At 54.7% G+C, this 618-nt stretch carries 1 protein-coding gene; it reads left to right on the top strand.

The features are described from left to right. The coding region (locus tag ACRD7P_RS21000) for an AMP-binding protein (RefSeq protein ID WP_430909768.1) at positions 1 to 618 on the top strand (618 nt) is incomplete at both ends.

Genomic DNA, 618 nt, shown 5'->3' with positions numbered 1-618 from the left:
ATTTTGCCGACCGACCGCGTACTGCAATGGTCGAACCTTGCCTTCGACGGTTCTACCTATGATATCTATTCGACGCTCTTGAACGGAGGGTGCCTTTATCTGATAGACGGTATTTCCGCCTCCGACCCGGAAGCGCTCTCGCGTATCATCTTGGACAACCAAGTGAGCGTTGTGTTTATGACCACTGCGCTGTTCAATGCGTTTGTGGACTATGATCTAGAAGCGTTTTCCAGTTTGCGCAAGCTCTTGTTCGGCGGCCAACAGGTATCGGTCCCGCACGTTCGCCGCGCGTACCGTTCCTTGGGCCCCGGCAAGCTGATCCATGTGTACGGACCTACCGAGACGACGGTATATGCGAGTTATTACGAAGTGGATACCGAGCCCGTTGTGAACGTACCGATCGGTCGTCCCTTGTCCAATACGGGGATATATGTACTGAACGGGTCCCTTGGATTATCGGGTCTCGGAATGGTGGGGGAACTATGTATCGGTGGCGATGGTGTCTCCCCCGGCTATCTGAACCATCCGCAACAGACCATGGATCGGTTCATTTCGAACCCTTTCGATGCTTCGGGCGGGGGCAGTCTGTACCGTACCGGGGACCTTGTACGTTGGTTG

This window comes from Maribacter sp. 2-571 (genome assembly GCF_050589625.1).
Lineage (GTDB): Bacteria > Bacteroidota > Bacteroidia > Flavobacteriales > Flavobacteriaceae > Pelagihabitans.
Note: the sequence above shows the minus strand (reverse complement) of the source record. Positions and strands in the feature narration are given on the sequence as shown.